Annotated in this window: 16 protein-coding genes; 14 read left to right on the plus strand and 2 right to left on the minus strand. The window is 45.0% G+C overall.

The annotated features are described in order from the left end of the window. Nucleotides 1-1116 (plus strand): sensor histidine kinase (locus ASN18_RS10790; RefSeq protein WP_236861683.1); only part of this gene is annotated, 1116 nt, incomplete at its 5' end. A gap of 2 nt (nt 1117-1118) precedes the next feature. Here ASN18_RS10790 and ASN18_RS18080 read toward each other — a convergent pair. Beyond that, nucleotides 1119-1562, minus strand: a complete 444-nt coding sequence (locus tag ASN18_RS18080; protein WP_435050997.1) for a hypothetical protein — start codon at nt 1560-1562, stop codon at nt 1119-1121. A gap of 245 nt (nt 1563-1807) precedes the next feature. Here ASN18_RS18080 and serS point away from each other — a divergent pair, with 245 nt between their 5' ends. From serS to ASN18_RS10820, 5 genes are all read left to right on the plus strand, one after another. Next, nucleotides 1808-3088 carry a serine--tRNA ligase gene (serS, locus tag ASN18_RS10800; RefSeq protein WP_085052755.1) on the plus strand — a complete coding sequence of 427 codons (1281 nt, stop codon included), beginning with the start codon at nt 1808-1810 and terminating at the stop codon, nt 3086-3088. Between the two features lie 20 nt (nt 3089-3108). Continuing rightward, a complete protein-coding gene (gene hemC / locus ASN18_RS10805) occupies nt 3109-4059 on the plus strand; it encodes a hydroxymethylbilane synthase (RefSeq protein WP_085052756.1) in 951 nt (316 codons plus the stop codon). After that, nucleotides 4040-5596, plus strand: coding sequence for a uroporphyrinogen-III C-methyltransferase (cobA, locus tag ASN18_RS10810; RefSeq protein WP_085052757.1), 1557 nt, complete (start codon nt 4040-4042; stop codon nt 5594-5596). Before hemC ends, cobA begins: the two co-directional genes overlap by 20 nt. Continuing rightward, nucleotides 5571-7001: a tRNA uridine-5-carboxymethylaminomethyl(34) synthesis GTPase MnmE gene (gene mnmE / locus ASN18_RS10815; protein WP_085052758.1), complete on the plus strand. Its 1431-nt coding sequence runs from the start codon at nt 5571-5573 to the stop codon at nt 6999-7001. The genes cobA and mnmE overlap by 26 nt, the downstream gene beginning before the upstream one ends. A 172-nt stretch (nt 7002-7173) precedes the next feature. Then, nucleotides 7174-7746, plus strand: coding sequence for a hypothetical protein (locus ASN18_RS10820; RefSeq protein ID WP_085052759.1), 573 nt, complete (start codon nt 7174-7176; stop codon nt 7744-7746). A gap of 165 nt (nt 7747-7911) precedes the next feature. Here the strand turns inward: ASN18_RS10820 and ASN18_RS10825 are convergent, their stop codons facing one another. Next, nucleotides 7912-9483 carry a PAS domain-containing sensor histidine kinase gene (locus ASN18_RS10825; RefSeq protein WP_085052760.1) on the minus strand — a complete coding sequence of 524 codons (1572 nt, stop codon included), beginning with the start codon at nt 9481-9483 and terminating at the stop codon, nt 7912-7914. A 135-nt stretch (nt 9484-9618) separates the two neighbouring features. Here ASN18_RS10825 and ASN18_RS10830 point away from each other — a divergent pair, with 135 nt between their 5' ends. Genes ASN18_RS10830 through ASN18_RS10865 form a run of 8 tightly spaced genes read left to right on the plus strand, consistent with a single transcriptional unit; the run spans nt 9619 to nt 19066 of the window. Beyond that, entirely contained in the window at nt 9619-10176 is a 558-nt protein-coding gene (locus ASN18_RS10830) for an isoamylase early set domain-containing protein (protein WP_236861684.1), read from the plus strand. A 45-nt stretch (nt 10177-10221) separates the two neighbouring features. Continuing rightward, entirely contained in the window at nt 10222-10860 is a 639-nt protein-coding gene (nadD, locus tag ASN18_RS10835) for a nicotinate (nicotinamide) nucleotide adenylyltransferase (RefSeq protein ID WP_085052761.1), read from the plus strand. Between the two features lie 19 nt (nt 10861-10879). Then, nucleotides 10880-11269, plus strand: coding sequence for a ribosome silencing factor (gene rsfS, locus ASN18_RS10840; protein ID WP_085052762.1), 390 nt, complete (start codon nt 10880-10882; stop codon nt 11267-11269). Beyond that, nucleotides 11262-12623, plus strand: a complete 1362-nt coding sequence (locus ASN18_RS10845; protein ID WP_236861685.1) for a tetratricopeptide repeat protein — start codon at nt 11262-11264, stop codon at nt 12621-12623. Before rsfS ends, ASN18_RS10845 begins: the two co-directional genes overlap by 8 nt. A 57-nt stretch (nt 12624-12680) precedes the next feature. After that, nucleotides 12681-15221 carry a PAS domain S-box protein gene (locus ASN18_RS10850; protein ID WP_085052764.1) on the plus strand — a complete coding sequence of 847 codons (2541 nt, stop codon included), beginning with the start codon at nt 12681-12683 and terminating at the stop codon, nt 15219-15221. Continuing rightward, the gene (locus tag ASN18_RS10855; protein ID WP_236861686.1) at nt 15208-16383 is read left to right on the plus strand and encodes a histidine kinase dimerization/phosphoacceptor domain -containing protein; all 1176 of its coding nucleotides are present in this window, start codon (nt 15208-15210) and stop codon (nt 16381-16383) included. Before ASN18_RS10850 ends, ASN18_RS10855 begins: the two co-directional genes overlap by 14 nt. Beyond that, a complete protein-coding gene (locus tag ASN18_RS10860; RefSeq protein WP_236861687.1) occupies nt 16376-17131 on the plus strand; it encodes an ATP-binding response regulator in 756 nt (251 codons plus the stop codon). The genes ASN18_RS10855 and ASN18_RS10860 overlap by 8 nt, the downstream gene beginning before the upstream one ends. Before the next feature lie 51 nt (nt 17132-17182). Next, nucleotides 17183-19066, plus strand: a complete 1884-nt coding sequence (locus ASN18_RS10865) for an ASKHA domain-containing protein (RefSeq protein WP_085052767.1) — start codon at nt 17183-17185, stop codon at nt 19064-19066. The last annotated feature ends 1 nt before the right edge of the window (nt 19067 follow it).

Genomic DNA, 19067 nt, shown 5'->3' on the forward strand with positions numbered 1-19067 from the left:
TTCTTTACGTTGCACCTCTCTTTCCGAGCGTTTAGAAGATTTCTGGGAAAGTCGCGTCGCATAAATACCCTATTTCCTGACGCAGACCCCCAGCGAGACGAAGCTGAACTAATAGGGCGTAATCATTTTGAAATCTATCCAACAGATTTTCAACTCGAAGCCGAAAAAACTAAGAGACGCAAGGCTCCGTACTCGGTATCAGAGCGTCCTTTCATCTTCCCTGACCATCCTGAGTGGGGCATAACATATTGGGATATCAGGTTAGTGCCGGTATTAGATAAAGATTTGGATATTGAGTTGTTTCTACTTACGCTGAAAGATGTCACTAAGCAAAAACTGAACAAGGATGCCTTAACAGCGCTAAATGAAACCCTGATAAAAAGAGTGGCTGAGGAGGTTGAAAAGAGCAGGGTAAAGGACCAGCTCATGTATGAACAATCCCGCCACATATCGATGGGTGAGCTGCTTGTCAATATATCGCACCACTGGAGACAGCCTCTTTGTGGGATAGGACTTTCGGTTCAGGAGATAAAAGATGCATATCACCATGATGAGCTAGACGAGCAGTATTTAGATAGAATGATTGACAATGCGATGTCTGAGTTGAACATGCTGTCAGAAACTATAGATAATTTCAGAAAGATGTATTGCCACGAGAAGGACCAGAGGGAGTTCAACATATCAGATGAGATAAAGAAATCTCAACTGCTTCTATCTGGATACATTAAAGAGAAAAATATAGTTATTGAGAATGAATTAGATGAGAGGTTGAATACACGAGGCTATCCAAACGAATTTGCACACGTAATTTTGAATATCATGACGAATGCAAAGGACAAGTTTGAACAAAAGAACCTCACCGGCGCTGCAATAAAGATAAAATTATATAAAGAAGACCTAACAGGCAAAAGTATCATAAGCATTATGGACAATGGCGGTGATATACCTGATGATATAATAGATAAGGTGTTTGATCCATACTTTACCACCAAGGACAAAACACGAGGAACTGGAATGGGGCTATATATGGCAAAGATTATAATTGAGAAGAACATGAACGGCACGATATCGGCAAGAAATATCGATGGATGGTGTGAGCTGAGGATAGAACTATGATCCTAAAAACGGCAGTAGAAAACCATGATATTTTGTAGACTGTTACGAGCATCACGGATGCTCTGGTAATTGTGGATATAACCCTCGTATTTTATTGTTCTCCATAGACGCTCAACAAAAATGTTATCGAACAACCTGCCTCGACCATCCATGCTTATCCTGATGCCTGCGCTCTGAAGTTTGCCGGTAAACTCATTGCTTGTAAACTGCACACCCTGATCCGAGCTGACAATCTCAGGCTTATCTGTATAGTTTTCTCCTTCAATATTACTAAATGTACCGAAATATTCTGACAATAGACTAAGAGCTTTCCGAATGTGATCTGCTCCATTCTTTTTTAAACGAAGCCATTGCGCGATATGCAAAAAAACTTTTCCAACATCACTCTGTAGTGTTTGAACGGTACTCTGTAAGACTGCTATTTTGGCATCATCAAGTCCTTTCACGATGTTTATGACCGCTTGAGGCACTAAGTATTCAACTTGAAACTCATTAAAACCATAAATCATAAGGTTTTATTGCAAAGATTTGCCGTGCTTGTGTCGTCAAGGCATGGAACCAGCCCGCCGCTAAATATAGGTATCTTTGCAAATTCCACTAAAACCTTCTTCTGGCATGACAACGATGTTTACATCATGGTTTAAGATTATTTTAACTACCATCTGGCTGTGGCTTTATAGTATAATAGCATATGCTTGATCTTAGGTTTATTCGTGAAAACACCAGCTTCGTAAAAGAGGCGCTTCTTAGTAGAAACTCCACTATTGATATTGACGAACTCCTCCAACTGGAAGAGTCACGCCGCAGGCTTCAACAAGAGGCCGATGAACTCAGGAGCAGGCGTAACTTCATCTCCGAGGAAATCGGTATGATGAAAAAACTTCAACAAAAATCTGACCATAGTATCGACATGACCAAAGACAAAACCTCTGAGGTCAGGGAAGTCTCAGATTCCATAAAAGCGGCTGAAGAAAAACTAAAATCTATCGAAGAGAAAATCTCCGCTATTGTCCTGATTATACCCAATATACCTCACGCTACAGTCCCCGTCGGCAAAGACGAGACTGATAACGTGGAGGTCAGAAAATGGGGCGAACCGCGGCATTTTGACTTCCCACCATTAAACCACTGGGACATCGCTAAGTCACTCGATATTATTGACTTTGACAGGGCGACTAAGATTGCCGGAGCACGGTTTTCTATAATGAAAGGTTTCGGGGCGCGCCTGGAGCGTGCCCTTATGAACTTTATGCTTGACCATAACCGGGCGTGCGGCTACACGGAGATAATGCCTCCCATTCTGGTCAATCGTGAGAGCATGATCGGCACGGGGCAGCTTCCCAAGTTTGCTGATGAGTTGTTTCGTACACTCGACCCTGAATTTTATCTCGTACCCACTGCCGAAGTGCCTGTTACAAATATCCACGCCGGTGAAATCCTCAAAGAAGATGCCCTGCCGATATACTATACCGCGTACACACCGTGTTTCAGGCGTGAGGCCGGCTCCTATGGTAAAGACACACGGGGGCTTATCAGGCAGCACCAGTTTAATAAGGTTGAACTTGTCAAATTCGTCAAACCAGAACACTCCTACGATGAGCTTGAGGGCCTGACGGCTGATGCCGAGGACATTCTCAGACAGCTTGGCCTACCCTACAGAGTTGTGCTGCTGTCAACTGGAGACATAGGGTTTTCTGCGGCTAAGACATATGATTTAGAGGTCTGGCTTCCCGGGCAGACACGCTACAGAGAGATTTCTTCATGTTCAAATTTCGAAGATTTTCAGGCGCGCCGTGCCAAAATACGCTTTAAACGGGCAAAAGGCACCGGATTCGTTCACACACTAAACGGCTCAGGGCTTGCCATAGGGAGAACTGTGGCCGCTATTATAGAGAATTTCCAGCAAAAAGACGGCTCCATTGTAGTACCAGAAGTCCTCAGGGCTTACATGGGCGCCGATGTGATCAGATAACCGAAGGCTCATAAATTCAAATGGAAATTACAATAGGGACACGTGGCAGTAAGCTGGCGCTCTGGCAGGCCGAATGGGTCAAGCGGCAGATAGAGCAGCTTCAGCCGGAGATTACCGTGCATCTTAAAATAATAAAGACTACAGGAGATAAAATCACAGACGTTCCACTGTCAAAGATCGGCGGCAAGGGCCTCTTCGTTAAGGAGATAGAGGAATCACTTCTCAGGGGTGAATCCGACATAGCAGTCCACAGCATGAAAGACGTACCGACGGATTTCCCCGAAGGTCTTCACCTTGCGGCCATATGTGAAAGAGAAGACCCGCGCGATGCCTTTGTCGCCAGAAATAAACAGGGGATTGGTAGTTTTGACGCCATGCCCGATGGGGCGGCACTGGGGACAAGCAGCCTCAGGCGCTCCTGCCAACTGCTCAATCTGAAACCAGGCCTAAAGATAATTCAACTCAGGGGAAATCTTGACACACGCCTCAGAAAACTCGACGAGGGGCTGTGTGATGCGATAATATTAGCGGCTGCCGGAATGAAGCGGCTTGGCGTAGATAGCAGGATAACCGAAGTCTTGCCCATTGATGTCAGCCTGCCTGCAATTGGGCAGGGCGCAATCGGCATAGAATGCAGAACAGATATATCGCACTCTAAAGATAAATTAATAAACGCCATCGCAGGGCAGTTGAACCACACGGAGACAGCAGTTTGTGTTCGGGCTGAGCGTGCATTTTTAAAGAGGCTTGAGGGCGGCTGTCAGGTACCCATAGCGGCGCACGCCACTCTGGGCGGTGGCATTCGGATAGCCGGTCTGGTGGGAAGCGTTGACGGCGCCAGGATGATTCGTGGTGTTATTGAGGGCAATGCGGGTGATTCGGAGCGCTTAGGTACCGCCCTTGCTGAAGACCTCATTGGGCGCGGCGCGGGTGAGATACTCATGGAGGTCTATGAAAAAGGCAAAGGGTAAGGTATTCTTAGTCGGAGCTGGTCCGGGTGACATTGGGCTGCTTACGCTTAAGGCGCACAGGTGTATCCAAAAGGCAGATACCATACTCTATGACTTTCATGTAAACAGCCGCCTTCTTAATTTAGCAAAAGAGGGGGCTGAGTTGATTTACGCAGGGAAACGCGGCGGCAGACACGAGATGACTCAAGACGAAATAAACAAGTCTCTCCTGAAAAAGGCCGTTGAGGGGAAAATCGTCTGCCGTTTAAAAGGCGGTGACCCGTTTGTATTTGGTCGCGGCGGAGAGGAGGCCGAAATCTTAGCCGCTCACGGTGTCGATTTCGAGATAATCCCTGGCGTCACCTCAGCAATAAGCGTTCCGGCCTATGCAGGGATTCCACTGACGCACCGCAAGCACTCATCATCTTTTGCCGTTGTCACTGGTAACGAGGATGAGACTAAAAAGGACAGTAAACTAAACTGGCCTGCTATTGCTCAAGGGTTTGATACACTTGTCTTCCTGATGGGCGTTAAAAACATAGACTACATAACGTCAAAACTGATAAAGAACGGACGTGACCCGCTCACACCGGCAGCTATAATAAGATGGGGCACGCGCCCTGAGCAGGTGACATTAACCACTACACTGAAGGATATTTCGGAGACGGCAAAGGGCCAAAAAATCAGACCGCCTGCCGTCATGGTAGTAGGCAGCACAGTGGGTCTGAGAGACACCCTGAACTGGTATGAGAAAAAGCCCTTGTTTGGGCAGCGCATTCTCATAACCAGGCAATATACAGTGGGCTACGAGCCGTTAGAGGAAATGGGGGCTGAGATATTTGAGTTTCCTACGATAAAAACCGTCCCCCCGGATTCATATGACGCGCTTGATGCGGCAATTGATACTATTGAGACATATGACTGGATAATTATCACATCTTCAAACGGTTTTAAATATTTCTTTAACCGCCTCATTGACAAAAATAAGGATATTCGAGACCTGAAGGGAATCAGACTTTGTGCCATAGGCGAAAAGACAGCCGAAACCCTCAAAGGCTATGGGCTGTTACCCGCAGCCGTTCCAGAGGAATTTAATGCAGAGGGATTAGTTAAATTATTTACAAAAGATGGGGCTGATGTAGTAAAAGGCAAAAGATTTCTCCTGCCGCGGGCTGAAAAGTCGCGTGAGACGTTCCCAGATGCAGTTAGAGACTTAGGTGGACATATCGACACCCCTGCTGCATATAAGACAATCAAACCACAGACACACGCCAAGAGGCTGGAGAGATTCCTCAGAGAGGGTAAGATTACTATGGCCACATTTACAAGCGCGTCGTCATTTAACAACCTGCAGGAATTCATCGGCAGTGATACCACTGAACTGTTAAGAGAAGTCACAATAGCCGCCATCGGCCCTGTAACAAAAAAGGCCATAGAAAAGGCTGGCCTGACTGTCGGCATAATGGCTGAAAAGGCTACCATCGAAGGACTTGTTCAGGCAATAATTGTAGAGGCGGCGGCTCTGTCGTCCAATGTCAAATATAAATCTTTCAGATGATACCATAGCAGGCATCTCAACCCCCCACGGAGTCGGCGGCATCGGCATTGTCAGGATAAGCGGTGGGGGGGCAATAAATATTGCAGAGAGGATATTTTCCTCACCAAATGACAAAAAGGTTTCCTCCATGCCCTCATTTACCATTGCCCATGGATTCATAATCGACCCCGAAACTGGTGAAAAAATTGACGAGGTGCTGTTAAGCGTAATGCGCGCACCGAAGACCTACACCGCTGAGGATGTGGCAGAGATAAACTGTCACGGCGGCCTGCTCACTGTAAGTAAGACGCTTGAGATAAGCCTGAATGCAGGAGCAAGGCTTGCAGCGCCCGGAGAGTTCACAATGCGCGCATTTTTAAACGGCAGGATTGACCTTGCACAGGCCGAGGCCGTACTGGACATTATCAATGCCGCAACCCTCAGCAGCGGGAGGCTTGCCCTTGAACAGCTCTCAGGCGGTCTTTCATCAGTCATATTGCCAATCGTCAACGAGCTTATCTCAATGTGCGCCGAGGTGGAGGCACAGATAGACTTCCCGGAAGATGACATAGAACCGGCTGATAAGTCCGCGATGCTTGGTAATATTAATTCAATAGTAACGGGCTTAAAATCCCTGTCTGAATCATACTCGTTTGGGAGGTTTTACCGTGAGGGCCTCTGCGTGGCCATTGTGGGCAAACCCAACGTTGGGAAGTCCTCCTTGTTAAATGCCCTGCTGAAAAAAGACAGGGCAATCGTAACCCCATTACCGGGTACGACAAGGGATACGATTGAAGAGGCTCTTAACATTAAAGGGCTGCCCGTGAGGATAGTGGATACGGCAGGCATCAGAGAAGGCAGCGGGCTTGCCGAGACACAAGGCATAACCCGCTCGATTGCCGCTATAGAGGCCGCAGCGCTGGTCATAGCAGTTTTTGACGGAAGCACGGTATTTACCAACGAAGATGAGGAGATATTGAGGCGTACAGCCTCCAAAGACATAATCATAGCCATCAACAAGGCAGACAAGGAAATGGCTTTCTCCAATGAGTTTTTAACTGGTCAATACAGAGGCGTTACAAACCATGACACCGCAGTAAAGATTGTCAACATCTCCGCGCTTACAGGCTTTGGCCTTGATGCTTTAAAAGAAACCCTGTACAGCCACATTGTGGGAAGTAACGCCCCCAAGTCTCAAGACGCTCACGAAGGCGTAATCGTAACAAACCTCAGACATAAGACTGCGCTGGATGAGGCGGTGGCAGCGATGGAAAACTCACGTGAATGTCTGCGCATAGACAATCCATATGAAATAACCGCCCTTGAGCTGCGAACAGCCCTCAACGCCTTAGGGCGAATCACAGGGACAATTACAACTGGGGATATTCTTGAGAAGATATTCAGTGATTTTTGTATTGGCAAATAACTACTCTCGCAGCTCCCACGCGCACAAGGGCTGTTTTTGACTTTTAGCAGAAGTTTGTTTTATAATTAAGCTTGAGGTAAGCCTTCATTGAAGGCACTAAATATCGTTGATGTAGACAGCACATATTGTATAATATGGGGTCATATCAAACGGGAAATAGGAGGATAAAACAATGATCTACACGAAGGGAAAAACACTACACCTGTTGTTGCTTTTATTTACTGCAGTAGCCTTAACGTTAAGTTTATCGTCTCCTTGTTTTAGTGAATCAGAAAAAGACGATGGGAAAGGGCCAAAAAAGGACATATCTAAAGAAGAAACATTCGCATATATAAAAGAAAGATGCACGATTGATAACGATAATGCCGAAACAAAGGATAATGTATTCCTTGAAGGATGTATGCTTATTACTGAGACCAAGGCTTACGATGGCAACTATAGGCACAGGAGATATGCCTCGTTAGAAAAGTTAAACCCAGAGAGCCCTTCCCCTGGTGTATGGCCTTCAACTAACGGTATCAAATTTGGTCTTATCGCTAACAGCGTCAGTTACGCCACTTCGGACGAAAAGCCTCACGTTAAGTACATTGTTGAGAGGCTGAAGGATAATTATAAACTCGAACAAATCTATAACTACGGTTATTTTCAATGTGAGAGTGAAACAGCTGCTAAGCAGGTTGCTAGGGCTTTAAAACATTTAATAAAACTATGTGGTGGCAAAGTACCAAAAGATCTCTTTGATTAGTAGGCAACTGTTGTAAAAGTGCTTAAATTGGTTTTGCCCCGTTGACCCCGTGACCCCGTGACCCCGTGACCCCGTGACCCCGTGACTAAGATGGACTAAGGTAACTAAGTGTGTCTGTAAGGCTGCACGTTGTCAGTAGTCTTACGGATACGCAGATGGATGGGCTTATAGCGCAAGCTCTATAGTGAAACACGCCCCGTCTTTTGTATTAGAGGCATATATTTTCCCCGACAGATTATTCTCTACTATCATTTTAGACATGTAGAGGCCGATGCCGGTTCCTTTGTCATGTTCTTTCGTCGTAAAGTAGGGGGAAAATATCTTATTTAATATATTCTCAGGGATTCCACCGCCTGTGTCACTGATGTTTATTATCAATGTGGAGTTATTGGATGACAGCTCAAATGATATTTGTCTTGGCTTTGGTGCTGACTTTAAGGCGTCTCTTGCGTTATTGACAATGTTGAGGATTACTTGCTTAAACTCATTTTTGTATGTTGACAAGAAAAACCTGTCTACATCAACGGACTGGTTTGGGTCATAGGCAGTGCCGTTTATTTGCACAAGGATGGAGTGTATTTTTAGTTGTCCCCAGGCTATTGAAAGCACTTCTTTTATGGCTTGCACTGAGTCGAATGTCTCTTTTGTCTTTGCCGGTTTAAAATAATTTCGGAAATCATCTATTGTTCTGGTCATGTAGTTTATTTGCTGCATTGAGTCCGTGACGGCATCTTCCATGAATGGTTTGTCGCATTCACCGCTGGTAAATGTATCAGCAAGGTCCTGAATAATCAGACATAGGGAATTCAGAGGCTGACGCCACTGATGGGTGATTGCCTCGATCATCTCACCCATCGAAGCCATTTTTGCTTGTTGTATGAGTATTTTCTCCTGCTTTACTCTTTCTTCGACCTCTTGTTTTACCCTTTCCTCAAGATGTGCCGCAAGCTCCTCAAGGGACTTAGTTTTTTGCCTGAGTTCATTTTCTATTTTAGTTCGCCACGTAATATCACGAAAATACCAGATTCTGCCATAGTTACCGCCTTCTGGTGACGTTACATTGGCCAGGTGCTGGGAAAATATCCTGCCATCTTTCATAACAAGAGCAGTGCTGTTGGTATTTGTGGTGAGTACACCATCATCGTCAGTTATGAAGTCTTTAGGGTTTTCCATTCGTGTCTTTAAGTAATCCAGAAGTGTACGTCCGTCTTCATTCCTTAACAACTCATCCGGAACGTCCCACATCTGACAGAACAGGACATTGGAGCTTGATATGTTGTTGTTTTCATCGAGAAACAGTATTCCATCGATTGATGCCTCCTGCTGTGATTTCAGCATGGAGTTGCTTCTGATGAGTTTTTCCTCCATCTGTTTGCGCTCGGCAATGCCTACGCAAGAGCCTATATAGCCGACGAATGTGCCCTCTGCGTTATAACGCGGCGTGCCTGTATCAAGTACCCAGCGGTAGACATTGTCCTTGCGTCTGAGCCTGTACTCGGCCTTAAACGGCACGAGGGTTGAAAATGCTGCGTTGAACGATTCGTAGTAATTCATATAGTCATCAGGGTGTATCCCTTCCATCCACCTACCCTGACGTTCCTCTTCAATTGTCCTGCCGGTGTAGTCCAGCCATACTCTGTTGAAGTAGTTGCGCTGCCCGTATATGTCAGATGTCCATATGAATGCCGGTGCAGAATCGGCTATAGAAAAATAATCGTCATTGTCATAGTTTTTCAATTTAATAGTTCTCCTGTGATACTTAGATATTGTACAATAAAGTTATATAAATTGGAAATTGCTGACATATTCCTAAATTCACCGGTGAATAAAGGTGTTGCATCTTGACAGGGCAGGCCAAATTAAGGAGGAGATATGAGGAGGATAAAAAAGAAAAATTTAATGACTATGTACAGAAAAAAAAGGCAGACCGCTGTAGCAGATAATAAACTTAAAAAGATCAGGATAAAAGATATTGAAGTTAAAAATAGTGATGTATCAACAGCAGAGACGAAAAAATCAGAGTTACCACAAGAGGCGCTTGAGCTGCCTCATGCTGAAAATAAAACAGCTCAATTGCAAAAATCACCGGAACATAAGACAAAGGAAAAGCCAGTCTCACCGAAGAAAGCTGTGCCAGCGTCAGGCTTTAAGAAGGTATATATTGAAGATACAAACATCTGCCGCGTCACATTTACTCTGCAAAAAGAGGCCGCCCCCAACGCAGTGACAGTGGCAATAGCAGGTGATTTTAACGCATGGAATACATCATCGCACATGATGAGGCAATCAAGAAATGGGAATTTTACGATAACTATCGACCTCGATGCTGATAAGGACTACCAGTTTAAGTACATAGTAGACGGCACAATATGGGAAAATGACTGGAAGGCTGACAGATATGAGGCAGATAACTCAGTCGTAGTGGTTTGAACAGGGAGATATGCCTTCAATACCAACACAAACCCGGGAAAACCAGTGATTGGATTATTTGGCGGGACGTTTAATCCCATACACTATGGTCATCTGCGTGCGGCAGAGGAGTTGCGGGAGATGTTTCCACTTGAGAAGGTAGTTTTTATCCCTGCGAATAACCCTCCACTAAAAAGAGATGCACTGGCACCATCACACCACAGGTTTGAGATGACCAGGCTTGCCATAACCGGTAACACAGACTTCGTCCTATCAGATATCGAAAGCAAATCTGAAGAGGCATCTTATACGGTAAATACCATAGGGGAAATGAAGAGGCAGTACCCTGGTGATACAATATGTTTTGTCTTGGGGCTGGATGCGTTTTTAGAAATGCCTAAATGGTTTAAGGCAGATGAAATCCTGGTCAATGTCAAACTCCTTGTTATGACAAGACCGCCTATCCCGATGGAAAAGATAAAAGACTCCCCCTATATAGACAAAGATAACATAAGAATGAATGACAGGCTGTCACAGATAAGGCTAAAAAATGGAAGACACCTGAGCGTTGCCCACATAACTCCGCATAATATTTCGTCTACAGAAATAAGACAGTCAATCATGGAGGGCAGGACAATAAAATATCTCTTGCCCGAAAGCGTAGAATCATATATAATCAACAATGAGTTGTATAAAATAAGATGATCTTATAAAAGGGAGCCAATTGCAAAATATACCAGAAAAGGCTGAGATAATAATAAAGGCGCTGCAGGCAAAGATGGCACGGGACATAATAACGTTAGAGATGTTTGAGGTTATGGCGGCAGCAGATTACATGATAATTTGCACCGGAGAAAACCCACCACAAATACGGGCACTTGCGGAGAACGTCGAGCTGAAGCTTCGGGAATTTGGCAGACGCCCAATGAGCATTCAGGGCCTGAGTAACGCGAAATGGGTGCTGCTGGACTATGGAGATGTACTGGTAAATATCTTTGACGATGAGTACAGGAGATACTACGAACTTGAGAAGCTCTGGCTCGACGCTCCAAGACGCATTGAACCAGACGATACACACTCTGGAAAACAGTATAAGGAATTTAACTATGTTTAAATTTATGTCTTTAATGACTATAGGATTCCTCTTCACGATATTCTATCTGTCCTTGTACAACATGAATACTGTGAAGGTTATGATAACAAATGATTTCTACTATGAGCTGCCACAGATAGCCCTGATAATGATCTCAATCACGGCTGGTTCAGCCTTTATGTTTTTAGTTTTTGTGGTAAGAGATACGAGAAACTACATTAAGACAAAAAAAATCGTAAAAAAACGTAAAAAAGATGAGTTAGTGCAGTTGTATTATTCAAAGGCAATACATAGTATGATTGGAAAACGAACAGACGACGCGATAAAAGACTTTGAGCTTGCCTTAAAGGAAAATCATGAGCACATCCCGTCGCTAATAAAATTAGGCGATATATACTTTGAAGCCCATGATAATGTTAAATCGCTTGAGTACTATAAAAAGGCGGTACAGCCAGGCGACCAGGAGCAACAAATCGACTCCCACAAGATGGATGTTCAAAAAATAGAGGCGCTGTGTAAGATAGCCGACATAAAAATGAGAGAACAAAAATACGGCGAGGCAGAGGAAACCTGCGAGAAAGTTCTGAGCATTGAACAGGACAATCTGACAGCGCTCTACATAAAACGTGATATATATGAACGCCAGTCTGCATGGGACAAGGTATTAACAACACAACAGATGATAATTAATGTCTTACCAAATGGGCCAAATGGCCCAGACGCACAGGAACAGCAGAGACTACTTGGATATAAATACGAGTACGGCAGGCAGTGTCTGGAGACTAATATTCTGGATGTGGCAAAAAAAGAATTTAAGGAAATTCTGAATGAACACGACGGCTTCATTGGCTTCATTCCGGCGCACTTAGGGATAGCTGAGGTTATGTTAAAAGAGGAGTCGGCTGAATCTGCCATCACGTATCTTGAAAAGGCAAGAGAGCTTACGAAATCAGTAATAATCCTTGCAAGAATAGAAGACCTGCTGATAACAACAGGCGAGCCGTCGAGGTTGTTAAAGATATACAGGACAGCACAGTCTGAGGACCCATCAAGCGATACGTTGAGGCTGTTTCAGGGCAAGCTCTACTATAGACTGGAGATGCTGGATGAGGCAATGGATTCACTAAAGGGATTCGACTCAGGTGTATTTTATCCTGAGCTTCACATGTTAAGAGGCGGGGTCTATCTGAAAAGGGGTGAGTGTGAAAAGGCAGCAGAGGAATTTCTAAAGATAATTGACTTAAAAAAGGCATTATGGATTCCCTACATATGCACACATTGCAGGGCACATTCTGATGAGTGGAGCGGCAGGTGTCCGGTGTGCAACAACTGGAATACATTCACCTTTGACCTTCAGGGTATTTGCAAGATATAAAATGTTTCACGTGAAACATTTGTAACGCAGTAAGGAGATATTCGCAAGGAGACCAGAGTGTTTAGCGATGAGCTGGACGATAAAATTAAATCCATAAAAAATAAGCTGTCTTTTGTCGACAATCTTAGGAAATCCCTTAAAGACCGCGTAGAGAGCAACATCACATCACTTTTCGAGTCTAATATTGTCTTGCAGGAACGCGTCTTTCAGCGTACTCTTGAGCTTGACAATACTAATAAGAAACTCCAGTCAGAGATAACAGAAAGGAATCAGGTAGAAGAGGCCCTAAGGCAGAGCGAAAACAGATATAAGCGACTGGTCGGGGCTATAACAGACTATATGCACACGGTGGAGGTGCAAGACGGCATGGCGGTATCTACTAGTCATGCCCCCGGCTGTATAGGTGTTACCGGCTATTCGTCTGAGGAGTTTGAAAGGGACGCGTATTTATGGTACAGGATGATTCATGAGGATGACCGTCATTTTGTTGGTTCTGTTGCACAGCGCGTCCTCAGCGGTGAGACCGTGCCACCTATTGAACACCGTATCTGGCACAAGGATGGCTCTATTCGCTGGATAAGAAATACTATAGTCCCCAGACATGACAAAGACGGGCAGCTCATCGCTTATGACGGCCTTATTTCTGACATTACAGAACGAAAACTTGCCGACAATGCCCTCAGACAAAGTGAAACCAGATACCGGCGGCTGCTTGATGCTATTACCGACTATATCTACACCGTAGATGTCAAAGACGGCGTCCCTGTCTCTACTACTCATGGGCCGGGCTGTGTAGCAGTTACCGGGTATACGCCTGAAGAGTTTGCCGAGAACTCCTTTTTATGGCTTAGTATGGTTCCTAATGAGGATAAAAACGCCGTTGTCAGGCTGGGGAAAAAGGTATTGTACGGCGGGATTTTTCAGGCTGTCGAACATCGCATCATACACAAGGACGGTCATATAAAGTGGGTGCGAAATACCCCCGTCCCCAGGTATGAAAGCGATGGGCGGTTAGTTGCCTATGACGGGCTTATTACAGACATAACCGAACGAAAACTTGCCGAAGAGGAGGTTAGAAAAAATAAGGAACAACTCCAGGACTTCTTCGACAATGCACATGATATGATACAGATTGTTAATACGGGTGGTAAGTTTATATATGTAAACCGCTCGTGGCAGAACACCCTGGGCTATTCTAATGAAGAGGTCTCAACACTGACGCTAGCTGACATTATTCATCCTGATGACAGAGACAGGTGCCTTGGACTTTTTGACATGGTACTGGGCGGCGGCTCAATCAGTAATATTGAAATGATGTTTGTTAACAAGAATGGCAGCCCAATAGCCGTCATAGGAAGCGTTAACTGCAGCTATGAAGACACTGGGCAAGCCGTTGCCAGGGGAATTTTTCATGACTTTTCAGAAATTAAAAAGGCCAAAGAATCCCTTGAGAAGATTAATGACCTGCTTGAACTCAGGGTTAAAGAAAGGACAGGTGAATTGCTTCATGCAAATACATATCTTGAGACCGTCTTGTCGTCCCTCACTGATGCCCTCTTAGTGGCTGGCCCTGACAACATAATCAAGACTATTAATCAAACCGCTTATCAGCTCCTCGGCTATTCAGAGGGTGAACTCGTTGGCAAAAGCGTCGTTGAAATATTTGAAGACAATATCATTGAATATATACTTGAGGCACAGCGTAACGGTTCCGCCAAAGACGTTCTAATGAACATGAAGACTAAGCAAGCCGTCTCGATACCCATCCTTGCGAATCTTTCCAGGCTTGGCAATATAGGCAACGAGACTATTTTAGCTGCCCACGATATGAGAGAGTTGAAAAAACTTGAAGAGGAGACCAAGCGCATTCAGGTTAAGATGCTTACGTCTTCTAAGATGGCGACGCTTGGTGAGATTTCAACCGGCATAGCGCACGAGATAAATCAGCCTCTTACATATATCAGCAGTTTCATTCAGGGACTTTTGTTCGATATTAAAAAGGATTGCTTTAACATAGACGACACTGAAAACGACTCAAGGACAGCCTATAAACAAGTCGCACGAATCGTTGATATAATCCAACATCTGCGTACCTTTGGCCGCAGAGACGACATTGAGATGCGCTTGATAAACATAGAAACTGCAATTGACAACACAATGCTTCTCATGGGTGAGAGAATAAGACTGAGCAATATTACATTAATCAGGGAGATTGACACAGATATTCCGAATTTTATGGGAAACGCCAACCAACTGGAGCAGGTGTTTATTAATCTGCTGCAAAATGCCATAGACGCCTTCCCACCCCGTAAGGAGGACGCTGTTATTCGCATTACCGCGCGTCATTCTGTAAGAAAGAAATCAATAATCCTAAAATTTTATGACAACGGTTCTGGTATAAATAAAGATATTATCGACAAAATATTTGAGCCTTTTTATACTACCAAAGAGGTAGGCAAGGGCACAGGCCTTGGCCTTTCAATCGTTTATGGTATAATAAGTGAACACAACGGCACCATACTCTGTGATTCAACCGTTGGCAAGGGTACGGTGTTTACGATTACGATACCGGTTGGAGGGACTGTTGGTAAGAGATAAAATTCTAATTCTGGATGATGAGCAGATCGTTATCGATGCTATTACAAAACATCTGAGCAAATATGACTATAGCATATATTCCGGCATGAACGGCAAAGAGGGCCTTGAGCTATACCACAAGGTGAATCCAATTCTGATAATCCTTGACCTTAGAATGCCCGTCATGGATGGCGTGGAGTTTCTCAGAAAGATAAAGTTGACGCCTGCTGACCCATGCTCGGTAATCGTCCTGACCGGTCACGGCAGCGACGATGACATGGAGAGATGTTTTGAGCTTGGCATCAGTGCCTTCCTGCGGAAACCATTTAATATATACGAACTTCTGGGCATGGTTACCCATTCGATTGCTCTAAAGAAGGTTGAACTTGATCTTAAGGCTGAACTCATACAAAGGGCAAAGATGGAGGAGGAACTGCGCAGCTATCGTGACCATCTTGAGGAGCTTGTCGAAACGCGCACGGCAGAGCTGCAAAAAGAGATTGTCGAGCGCACTAATGCCGAAAAACTTGCCATGCGCTCGCTGAAAGACAAAGAAGTGCTGCTTCGTGAAATTCACCACAGGGTAAAAAATAATCTGCAAATAGTCTCCAGTCTTCTAGAGCTGCAGACAAAGTATATCAAAGACCCTGAAACGCTGGAAATGTTTAAGGACAGCCAAAATCGCCTGAAAACAATGGCGCTCTTACATGAAAAACTCTACCAGTCGGACAATATGGCAGATATTGATTTTGCAAAATATCTTACCAATCTGCTTGATCACTTGTATCGCTCCTACTGTGTTGATACTTCAAGAATATTTATGAATACAGATATTGAAAATGCTACAATAGGATTAGATACCGCCGTACCGTGCGGATTAATTATCAATGAACTTGTCTCAAACTCACTTAAGCACGCGTTTAAGGGTGGGCAGCGCGGCAGACTTAGCGTCAGTCTGCATAAATTTGATGATGGACGTTTTAAACTTACTGTCAGTGACACAGGAATAGGACTTCCAGAGGGGATTGACCTGAAAAACTCTAAAACACTTGGACTGAGGCTTGTCAATGCCCTCACTGTTGAACAACTGGAAGGTACGCTTGAGTTTAACTCTAACAATGGGGCCAGCTTTTGGATAGTTTTCAAAGAATTAAAATATGGCAAGAGAGGTACCAATGATTGATGATAACGACTCATCCGCCAGGATTCTTGTCGTAGAGGATGAGAGCATTGTTGCCATGAGCATTAAGGACAGACTGATTGAGCTAGGCTTTACTGTTACGGCCATAGTCTCAACAGGTGAGGCGGCGATAAAACATGTAGAAGAGGCCGTCCCTGATCTTATCTTAATGGATGTCGTTCTGAAAGGGGAACTTGACGGCATCAGGACTGCCTCTATTATACATAACCGCTTTGATGTACCAATTATCTACTTAACCGCCTTTTCAGACGACGCCACACTAAGCAGGGCAAAGCACACCACACCCTATGGATATATCTTAAAACCCTTCGAGGGGCGGGAACTGCTGATAAATATTGAATTTGCCTTATACAAACACAATATGCAGAAAAAGCTGCGTAAAAGTGAACAGTGGCTGGTTGCCATTTTAAAGCTCATGTCAGCCGCCGTTATAACAACAGATGTAGACGGCACGGTGATGTTTATGAATAATGGAGCTGCTGCTATAACCGGCTGGGATGCAGCTAAGGCCATTGGTGAGGAGCTTCGCGTGGTTTTTGACGTCACACCGAATAACCCGCTTCGTAAGGCAATCGACGAGGGAATGGCAATTGGCACAGACTGCGTATTAACCACAAAGACCGGTCTGAAGCGTCCGGTTGGCTTTAGCTCCATTGCAATATCAGACGATCAGAAAAAAAACATCGGCGTTGTCGTCGTTATTCATAACGCCGCTGACAAAGACAGCTAGCCCTGATTGGTAGATACATCTGTAAAAAAATTAAAACATGGGGGAAGATTAATGAAATTATCAATAACCGGCGGTAAGTCCTTTGATATAAAAGAAGGCGTAACAATATACGAAACCCTTAAGGCCAACGGGGTATTTCTCGTCTCACCGTGCGGTGGTAAGGGCACATGCGGTAAGTGTCAGGTGAAAGTCGCAAGCGGCGGCGCAGTGGTCAAATCCTATGGAAAGCTTGGCCAAAAAGAGCGTGACGATGGAATTGTGCTGGCCTGCCTGACCACAGCAAACGCTGATTTACAGATTGAAATCCCTGAACACTCAAAACTTGTACTTGGCGGCAAGATAGCCGTAAGTATATTTAAAGACACGGCAGCGTATCTTAAATCCTATGACACCGGCTTTGACCCGCTTGCAAAACGCGTGTCTCTGACCCTTCCCCCGCCAAGTATTCAGGACAACATCGGCGACCTTGAACGCCTCAGCCGCTCTCTTGGCGATATAGGGATAACCACGATGAGATATTCCCATGAATTTGTATCAACGCTTATGGAAACCCTCAGAGAAGGCGGCTTTAATGCAGACATTGCGTATTCAAAGACGAACGATACCTCATTTGATGCCATTTCTGTCTATCCCACGGGAAAATCTCTCAGACGCTTCGGTCTTGCCATTGACATCGGTACTACCACCGTGGTGGTCTATCTGGTTGACCTGGCCGATGGCACGGTCATAGACATAGGCTCTACATATAACTCTCAGACTAAGTACGGCGACGATGTTATTACAAGAATAATCCACGCCACTGAGGGCGGGGGACTTGCAGACCTTCGCGATACCGTTGTTGGCGACATAAATACAATCGTGGATTTTTTCATCACGAAACACAATATAAAAAGACACGATATAGAGGCGGCAGTGATTTCAGGAAACACCACAATGGCACATATCTTCTGGGGACTCAACCCCGCCTCAATAAGGGAAGAGCCTTATATTCCAACTATAAACTACTATCCGCTCTGGGACGGTTCTCAGGCAAAACTTGCAATCAACCCGCAGGCAGCGCTCTACACAACCCCATCGATTGCCAGCTACGTGGGCGGTGATATTGTATCCGGGATTCTTGCCTCAAAGATGCACCGAAGCTCAGGCATATCGCTCTTCATGGACATTGGGACAAACGCAGAGGTCGCCATTGGAAACGACGAATGGATTATGACGGCGGCGTGTTCGGCAGGGCCGTGTTTTGAAGGCGGCGGTATAAAGTTCGGCATGAGGGCAACTCAGGGGGCAATCGAATCTATAAGCATTGACCCCAACACGTTGACTCCGTCCATTAGCGTAATAGGCGGCGAGGTACCGGCAGGGATTTGCGGCTCCGGTATGATTGACGCCGTTGTTGAGCTATACAAGGCTGGCATAATAAATCAAAAGGGTGTGTTCAATCCCGCTAAGACGCCGCTGGTACGTGAAGGCGAAGACGGTCTTGAGTTTTTGATTTACAAGGCAGACAACCCGCAGCGCGACATTGTGCTGACAACTGTCGATATGGAAAATCTGATCAGGGCAAAGGCTGCTATCTTTGCCGGTGTTTCTCTGCTCTTGCGTGAGGCAGGGCTTACATTGGATGTGTTAGAGAAGGTCTACGTTGCCGGGGGTTTTGGTAACTCACTCAACGTAGAAAAGGCCATAATGTTTGGCATGATTCCCGACTTACCGGCAGAGAAATATGTGTTTTTAGGAAACACATCGATTATTGGGGCATATCTTACGCTGATGTCTGATTCTCTGAGGACAGAGCTTGAGTCAATTGCGTCGAAGATGACCTACATAGAGCTTTCTGTGGTTGGTGATTATATGGATGAGTATATGTCGGCCATGTTTATCCCGCATACTGACTTCACGAAGTTTCCATCGGTAGCGGCGGTACTGGGTATGTAAT

The sequence above is a fragment of the Candidatus Magnetominusculus xianensis genome (genome assembly GCA_001541255.1).
GTDB classification, from domain to species: Bacteria; Nitrospirota; Thermodesulfovibrionia; order Thermodesulfovibrionales; family Magnetobacteriaceae; genus Magnetominusculus; species Magnetominusculus xianensis.